The organism is Streptomyces sp. PA03-3a, assembly GCF_033792735.1.
Lineage (GTDB): Bacteria > Actinomycetota > Actinomycetes > Streptomycetales > Streptomycetaceae > Actinacidiphila.
On sequence record NZ_JARAVM010000087.1, the window covers coordinates 1 to 1,249 of the forward strand.

The 1,249-nt window shown below is 65.7% G+C and carries 2 protein-coding genes; both read left to right on the forward strand.

Annotated features, from left to right (window positions below; translation table 11 throughout):
• A partial coding sequence (locus tag PV342_RS40860) for a helix-turn-helix domain-containing protein (RefSeq protein ID WP_500321229.1) occupies positions 1-562 on the forward strand: 562 nt, incomplete at its 5' end.
• Positions 451-1,233, forward strand: a complete 783-nt coding sequence (locus PV342_RS40865; protein WP_500321231.1) for an IS630 family transposase — start codon at positions 451-453, stop codon at positions 1,231-1,233. The genes PV342_RS40860 and PV342_RS40865, both read left to right, overlap by 112 nt.
• Positions 1,234-1,249 lie beyond the last annotated feature (16 nt).

A 1,249-nucleotide genomic window follows, 5' to 3' on the forward strand; every position in this document is an offset into this window, starting at 1 on the left:
TAGCGTGTCGTTGCTTAATCCTGGGTTATTTGGTTGGGATGGTGGTGTCCGGCAGATGTTCCTTCCCCTCTGCCGGGCGGGAGTTGGTGTGATGGGTTCGCAGAAGAAGAGGCCGGTGGTACTGACCGCGGCCGATCGTGAAGTGCTGGGTCGGGTGACCACGACGGGGGTCCATCCGGCCTCGGTGATCAGGCGGGCGCGGGTGCTGCTCGCGCTGGACACCTCTGCTGGTGAGATCGACTCCCAGGATGCGATCGCTGCCCGGGTCGGGGTCTCGGGCGAGACGCTGCGGCTGGTGGCCAAGCGGTTCGCCGAGAGCGGTGGTGACGTCGAGGCGACGATCCAGCGGAAACCGCGGGATCTCCCGCCGGTGCCCTCGCCGGTGACTGGTGAAGTCGAGGCCCGGCTGATCGCCCTGGCGTGCTCCCAGCCTCCGGCAGGCCGTGCCCGGTGGTCGCTGCGGCTGCTGGAGAAGCACGTCGCCCTGGTCGAGGGCATCCCCGATCTGGACCACTCAACCATCGGGCGGATCTTAAAAAAACGAGGCTGCGTCCTCATCTGAGGAAGTGCTGGACCATCCCACCACGAGCAAACCCGCAGTTCGCGGCCCGGATGGAAGACGTGCTGGCCGTCTATGCCCGACCGTATGACTCGGCCCGCCCAGTGGTGTGCATGGACGAGAAGCCCTACCAGCTCCTCGCCCATGCCCGCGACCCGCTCCCGGCCCGCCCCGGCCGCGACGCCCGCCAGGACAGCGAGTACATCCGCTGCGGCACGTGCTCGATCTTTGTGTGGGTTGAACCCCTGCGCGGGTGGCGCCGAGTAGACGCCCAGCCTCGTCGCACCCGGATCGACTGGGCCGGCCAGGTCAAGCGATTACTGACCGAGGACTACCCCGACGCCGAGACCGTGGTCCTGGTCATGGACAACCTCAACACCCACGGCATCGCCTCACTGTACGAAGCATTCGAACCAGCCGAGGCCTTCGCCCTGGCCCAGCGCCTCGAGATCCACCACACCCCCAAACACGGGTCATGGCTCAACATCGCCGAGATCGAACTCTCCGCACTGACCCGGCAATGCCTCGACCACCGCATCGCGGACCTCGACACCCTCAACACCGAGCTCTCAGCCTGGCAGAACACCACCAACACCGACCAACGTCAGGTGAACTGGCAGTTCACCACCCACGACGCACGCACCAAACTCCGCCACCTATACCCCACACATTAGCTGCGACAGTCTACTA